The organism is Frankia sp. CcCS3 (assembly GCF_977927575.1).
Genome location: NZ_CDWRCL010000250.1, coordinates 1 through 5,677 on the forward strand (window position 1 = coordinate 1; position 5,677 = coordinate 5,677).

Annotated in this window: 6 protein-coding genes and 1 pseudogene; 3 read left to right on the plus strand and 4 right to left on the minus strand. The window is 69.2% G+C overall.

What is annotated here, in order from left to right:
- Positions 1 to 297 precede the first annotated feature (297 nt).
- Positions 298 to 429: pseudogene (locus AC08OQ_RS17185) on the plus strand (CRISPR-associated endonuclease Cas2); the annotation flags it as partial.
- A 99-nt stretch (positions 430 to 528) separates the two neighbouring features.
- Here AC08OQ_RS17185 and ypfJ read toward each other — a convergent pair.
- The 3 genes from ypfJ to AC08OQ_RS17200 form a co-directional block, all read right to left on the minus strand.
- Positions 529 to 1,398, minus strand: a complete 870-nt coding sequence (ypfJ, locus tag AC08OQ_RS17190) for a KPN_02809 family neutral zinc metallopeptidase (protein ID WP_476601962.1) — start codon at positions 1,396 to 1,398, stop codon at positions 529 to 531.
- Between the two features lie 280 nt (positions 1,399 to 1,678).
- Positions 1,679 to 2,098: an ester cyclase gene (locus tag AC08OQ_RS17195; RefSeq protein ID WP_011437807.1), complete on the minus strand. Its 420-nt coding sequence runs from the start codon at positions 2,096 to 2,098 to the stop codon at positions 1,679 to 1,681.
- A 100-nt stretch (positions 2,099 to 2,198) separates the two neighbouring features.
- A complete protein-coding gene (locus AC08OQ_RS17200; protein WP_476594341.1) occupies positions 2,199 to 2,735 on the minus strand; it encodes a hypothetical protein in 537 nt (178 codons plus the stop codon).
- 316 nt (positions 2,736 to 3,051) lie between these two features.
- On the opposite strand from AC08OQ_RS17200, the gene AC08OQ_RS17205 reads away from it, so the two are divergent.
- Complete coding sequence (locus AC08OQ_RS17205; protein WP_476601961.1) at positions 3,052 to 3,954, plus strand: TerB family tellurite resistance protein; 903 nt, start codon at positions 3,052 to 3,054, stop codon at positions 3,952 to 3,954.
- Between the two features lie 127 nt (positions 3,955 to 4,081).
- Here the strand turns inward: AC08OQ_RS17205 and AC08OQ_RS17210 are convergent, their stop codons facing one another.
- A complete protein-coding gene (locus AC08OQ_RS17210) occupies positions 4,082 to 4,555 on the minus strand; it encodes an SCP2 sterol-binding domain-containing protein (RefSeq protein WP_476594343.1) in 474 nt (157 codons plus the stop codon).
- Positions 4,556 to 4,742: 187 nt separating this feature from the next.
- Here AC08OQ_RS17210 and AC08OQ_RS17215 point away from each other — a divergent pair, with 187 nt between their 5' ends.
- Positions 4,743 to 5,585: an aminotransferase class IV family protein gene (locus AC08OQ_RS17215; protein WP_476601960.1), complete on the plus strand. Its 843-nt coding sequence runs from the start codon at positions 4,743 to 4,745 to the stop codon at positions 5,583 to 5,585.
- Positions 5,586 to 5,677 lie beyond the last annotated feature (92 nt).

Genomic DNA, 5,677 nt, shown 5'->3' on the forward strand with positions numbered 1-5,677 from the left:
GGATTATCTCGCCTACGACTGGTGGAAAATCCTCTTCGCAATGTATCCGAACGCGAAACCCACCCCCGCCAGGCGGACCCGGGACCGGGCCGAGCTGACCGCGGAGGTGAAGGAGTTCTTCGCGCCGGATCGGGCCGACGACGCGCTACCGGCCGTGTGCCTTCTGCGAGGGCCCCACCGACGTCCTCTGGGCGAAGTCGAACCTGCCGATGTTCGACACCACTCCGATCCGACGGGTGATGATCCCTATTCGTCGTTCTGGTCTACGACACGGCGGCGGAACGCAACCCTTAGGCGTTGCGCACGTGCCGCAAGTACCTGCACTGGGTGCAACGCAGTGTCTTCGAGGGCGAACTGTCGGCCGCGCAGTATCGTGCGCTGGTGACCACGCGGCGCGGCCAGCCTGATCTCCTTTACGGCAACATCCGCCGGGGCACGGGACGCCCCGCCCGCCCTGGCACCGGGAGCTGAGAACCGCCTGAACCCACCGGTCGGTGAAGCTCGGTGGAACCCTCGGTCGGTTTTCGCTCAGGCGTGCGGCACGGTGCCGCAGGACGCCGTCGACGCGCCCCGGTAGCCGGTGAGGAAGGCATCGCGGCGCTGCCGCGCCGACCCGTGCGTCCAGGTCTCCAGGTTGACCTGGCCGGATGCCCTGACCTGAATCCGGTCGTCGCCGACGGCCTCCGCCGCGCCGAGCGCCTGGTCAAGGTCGGCCTCGCCGATGGTGACGTTCCCGCCGGTGTTCGCGAGGGTGCTCCAGACCCCGGCGTAGCAGTCGGCCTGCAGTTCGAGCTGCACGCTGAGCTCGTTCTCCCGGGACGGGTCCGCCCGCTGTGCCTGCCGCACCCGCGCCTCGGTCCCGGTCAGCGTCTGCAGATGGTGCCCGACCTCGTGCGCCACGATGTACGCCTGCGCGTAGCGTCCCTCGGCGCCGAAGTCGCACTGGAGCTGGGCGAGGAATCCGAGATCGATGTAGACCTTGCGGTCCGGCGGGCAGTAGAACGGCCCGACCTGGGCAGACGCCACGCCACAGCCGGTCTGGACGGCTTGGGAGAAGTAGACCAGGCGGGGCTTGGTATACATCTGGCCGTTCCGGGCGAACTGAGCGGTCCAGACCTCATTGATCTCGTTGAACGCCTTGAGGACGAAGCAGTCGTCGTATTCATCGATGGCCGCGGCGGTGTTGCACCGCTGCGCGAGGTCGCCCGACGACTGCCCGGGCTGCGACAGGGGTGCCGTACCAGCGTCGGTACCACCGCCGAGCACCGTCACCACCAGGTAGATGAGCAGACCGACGATGCTCACCCCACCGCCACCGACAGCGATCCCCCTGCCGAGACCACCACCTCGCCTGTCCTCGAGCTCGGATGTGTCGACCGACGAGTCGTCGAACTGCATGACCTGCCTTCCGCCTTCCCCTTCTCCCCGGGCATGACCGGTCAGCCGGGTTCCGCAGGCAGTATGTCCATGCCGATCGGCTCTCGAATCTGGACCCGTCGGCTCTCGCGCCCGGCCCGGCCGACGTCACGACCGACACCGCACCAGCCGGGAACCCGTAGTCGATTCATGACACAAAGTTGTGGGGGGTAGGCACGTTTTCGGGGCCCAGAAGCGTGACTACCCCCCCATATTTCGGCCGGGCCGGGCCGGGCCAGGCCAGGCCCGGGGCCGGGCCGGCTCAGGCGGGTCGACCGAGCTGGCGAGCGAGCCGCGTCTGGTCGAAGTACAGCCGGTTCTCGGTGATCAGGCCGCGCTCGACCCGGTAGACCTCGACGACACGCAGGTTGATCCGACGTCCGGTGGGCGCGAGCTCCGTCCCGTCCGGGTCGCGGTAGACGCCGACGTGCGTCGCGGTCAGCGTGTACTCCTCGACCACGATCTCGCCCTGCTCGGCCAGCACGTGGGTATCGACGTCGATCTCACCGAAAGCCGCCAGGAAGGCGGCGCTGTACTCGGCGCCCGCCGCGCGCCCCTTGATCCGCACCCCGCCCGGTGCCTCGACGACCAGGTCCTCGTCGAGCAGCGACAGCACCGAGGCCTCGTCACCGAGGTCGAAGGCGTCCAGCGCGCGCTTCACCGTGTCCAGCGCCTCTCCCACGTGACATCCTCCAGGCTTGCCTGCCGCACACACCGTCCAGAGGGCGATCATCCCACCACCGGGCCGGTTCCCGACGGGAAACCGGACGTCCGGGAGGACGTCAGACGCTCGTGGTCGAGCCGGGACGGATGATCATCAGAACGGTGACGATCACCCAGAGCAGGCTGAACACACCGGCCGCCATCGCGAGACCGCTCGTGCGGGCGCGCGCCGCGGCCGCGTCCATGGCCACTGCGCCACCATCCATGGCCACCGCGCCTCCGTCCTGCACACGGTCGGGGACGGCCGGGGATCCGGCGACGATCTCGTCGAGGACGCCACGCTGTCCGGGCAGCACCACGATGAGGAGCACGACGGCGGCCACGGTGGTCAGCGCGATCGCGACGATCAACCAGCTCTGCCCAAGAACCCCCAGGCTCTGCGCGGTGAAGAACCCGAAGATCGGCACGACGAGGCCGAGCGCGGAGTAGACGCCACAGATTCGGTGCAGCACGCGGACAATCCCGGCAGCGCGCTCGTCGCCCGGGGAGGTCAGCGCCAGGCGCGCAGCCGGGGCGAACATGCTGGCGGCCACGGTGATCGGTCCGATCGCGAGGATCGCGGCCAGAACATGCACGCTGAGCAGAAACTTGGTCACGGTATGCCTCTCAGGATCGGCCCAGGATCGGGCGCGGACGGTCTGGATACGGATCCGGTGGCGCCGCGCCCACGCCTCGACGCTAAGGTCCGGGCGGCTCGACGCCCTAGCCGCCCAGACACCATCATCCTTCCGAGACTGGCCGATCCCACCCCGTCACTGGCCGCGGGCGCGCGCGGCACCCGGACCGAGCGGTCACGCCGGCAGCGCAGATGAGTAGTTCCGCACCGCCGCGTCCACTCGCTCCGCCATCTGGTGGATGATGGTTCCTGCGCGTAACCCGCCTTGTGCCGTGCGTCTTCAGGAGGCTTTCGGTATGCCTTTGCAGGCTGCTATTCGGCTTGATGTTCGGCTTCTCGTACGGATTGACGACCGCGTTCTCCTCGCTCGCCCGCCGGGAGAAGCCTGGCATGTCCTTCCGGGCGGTCCGGTGGCGGCGGGAGAGAGCACGGACGACGCTCTCGAACGGCAGGTAGGCCGCCTCGCCGGCCCTCGGACGGTCTCCCGGCAGTTCATCGGCGCGGTCGAGCACGACGGAACCGTCACCGGCCACTCACCTGAATCCGCAACCGATCACGTGCTCAGTATCATGTTCGCCGGCTTCTGGCCGCCCGACATTCCGACGCCGTCACGCTGGGGAGAGCACACGCTGGTTCCGGTGAACATCGACGTGCTTCTCGCGACACGCCTGCGCCCGCTATCGATGGCCGAGGTGGTACGTCGCTGGCTCGCCGAAGGCTGGCCGCTCTGGCGCGGCCTCGATCCCGCCGTCGACAACCGGCGGCTGCCCTCCCTGGCCTCACTGCGCGCGCAGCTGTTCGCCCGGCGGGAGGAGCTGCGCAGCCTCACCTTCCGGGACGCCGCCGTGGCGATCTGTGCCCTCGTCACCGCGGCCGACGGCCACATCGATCCGGCGGAACGCGAGGGGCTACTCGGCTTCATCGCTACGGATCCGGTGATGTCCCAGTTTCCCGAACAGGACGTGGAGCGGCTCTTCGATGGACATCTGAGCCGTCTCACCGCAGACTTCACCGCCGGCAAACAGGCCGCGCTGGCCGACATCGCCAAGGTGCGGGGGCGGGCGGCGGAAGCCGCCGCCGTGGTGCGCATCGGGCAGGTGATCGGCCTGGTTGACGGCGAGTTCGTCGCCAGCGAGCGGGCCGTGGTGCGGGAGGCCGCCCTCACCCTCGGCCTGAACGCCGCCGAGTTCGCCCTGTGAGGGGCGAGCCGGCGCCGGTTGAACGACGTCGCCGGCCCGGCCGCTCATGACCTCCTCGGCTGGCCTTCCCGGCTGACCTCCTCGGCGCGGCACCGATCGCGGCGGCACCGGTGGGGACCGCCGCCGGTCAGCTCTCCTTCTTGATCTCGAACCAAGACAGGATCCTGCCTCCGAACTTCAGGTCACCATTAATCTTGATCTTTCTGGTGAGGAAGAGCTTGGCCCCGCTGGCTTGACCGGAGACCACCCGAACGAAGCGGACACGATCCGTGACAATGGTCAGTGTCTGCTCCCCCGCGGATTCACTCGGGGTCCCGGCGGCAGGCGGTGTCGCCAAAGTGCAGACACCGTCGGCGACCCGCAGCTCGTAGGTGCGCACGGCGCCGCCCGGTCCACCGTTGAGCACGAATCGGACCAGAGCGTTCTCTTCCTGTGCCTGCTCTGGCCGGAAGGTGTCGCGCATCTGCCGGAAGACCTCGTCCAGCACCGCGTCACCAGCCGGCCCACCCAGCAGGTCGGAGACCTCACGCTCCGACATAGCGGGCAGACCGCTGACGAGTTTCGCCGGGTCGGCCGTGGGATCGACAGCAAGGTCGGACATAGCCACACTCCTTTGCGTTCGTGTTGGCGTTCGTGGGCGGCAGCCTGTCGGCAGCACGCACGAGCACGCTAGCGAAGACGACACTGCGGCGGTTCCGTGGGCGACACAACCGGAATGTCGCGCGTGACGCCCCAGCCCACAGACGCCCCAGCCCACGGACGGCGCGGCCCACCGGCGGGTCACTATCGTGGCCAAGGTGGTCACTCCCACACTTCGACGCGTCGAAATCGACGGGCGCCCCGTTCCCCCCGATGATCCACATCGCCTGGCCCTGCTCCCCCACGGCCACTTCACCGTGCTGCAGGTGCGAGCCGGTCGGGCCCGGGGCCTGCGGTGGCATCTCACCCGGCTGGATGAGGCGAACCAGGAGCTCTACGGCGAGCCCCTGGACGGCGCGCTGGTTCGCCACCGCATCCGGCAGGCACTGTACGCCACCCAGACGGCCGCCACCGGCTCCGAGGCCACGGCGACAGCCGCCACCGCGGTGGATGCCACGGTCCGGATTGTCGTCACCGAGCGGCCGGACGGCGCAGGGGTGCGCGTCATCGTCGCGATCGGCGAACCGGCAACCATGCCGACCACCCCCCAACGGCTGCGGTCAGTGCCGTACCTGCGCCCGTTCGCCCACCTCAAGCATCTCGGGACGTTCGCGCAGATCCAGCACGGCCGGCTCGTCCGCCGTGACGGCTACGACGACGCCCTGTTGACCGCCCCCGGCGGGCTCGTCGCGGAGGGCGTAATGACCAACATCGGTTTCTTCGATGGCAACATGATCGTCTGGCCGGACGCTCCCGCCCTGCGCGGAGTCACCATGACGCTGTTGGAGCAGGCACCGGCGGACGGCGGCCCGCCCAGCGTACGGGCCCCCGTGCGACTGGCGGACCTGGCAGGCTTCGAGGCCGCCTTCGTCACCAACTCACGCGGGATCGCGCCTGTCCGGGCCATCGACGGCCACCTCTTCACGGGATCCGAATGGCTCATGACGGCGCTTACCCGTCGCTACGACGCGGTGCCATGGGGTCCGATCTGAGCCAGGTCGACGGCGTCCCGCACGCCCGGGTGCTCCTGCGGACGGCCGGAGGACCACGTCCACCCGGCCTTATGTCCACCCCGGCCTTATGC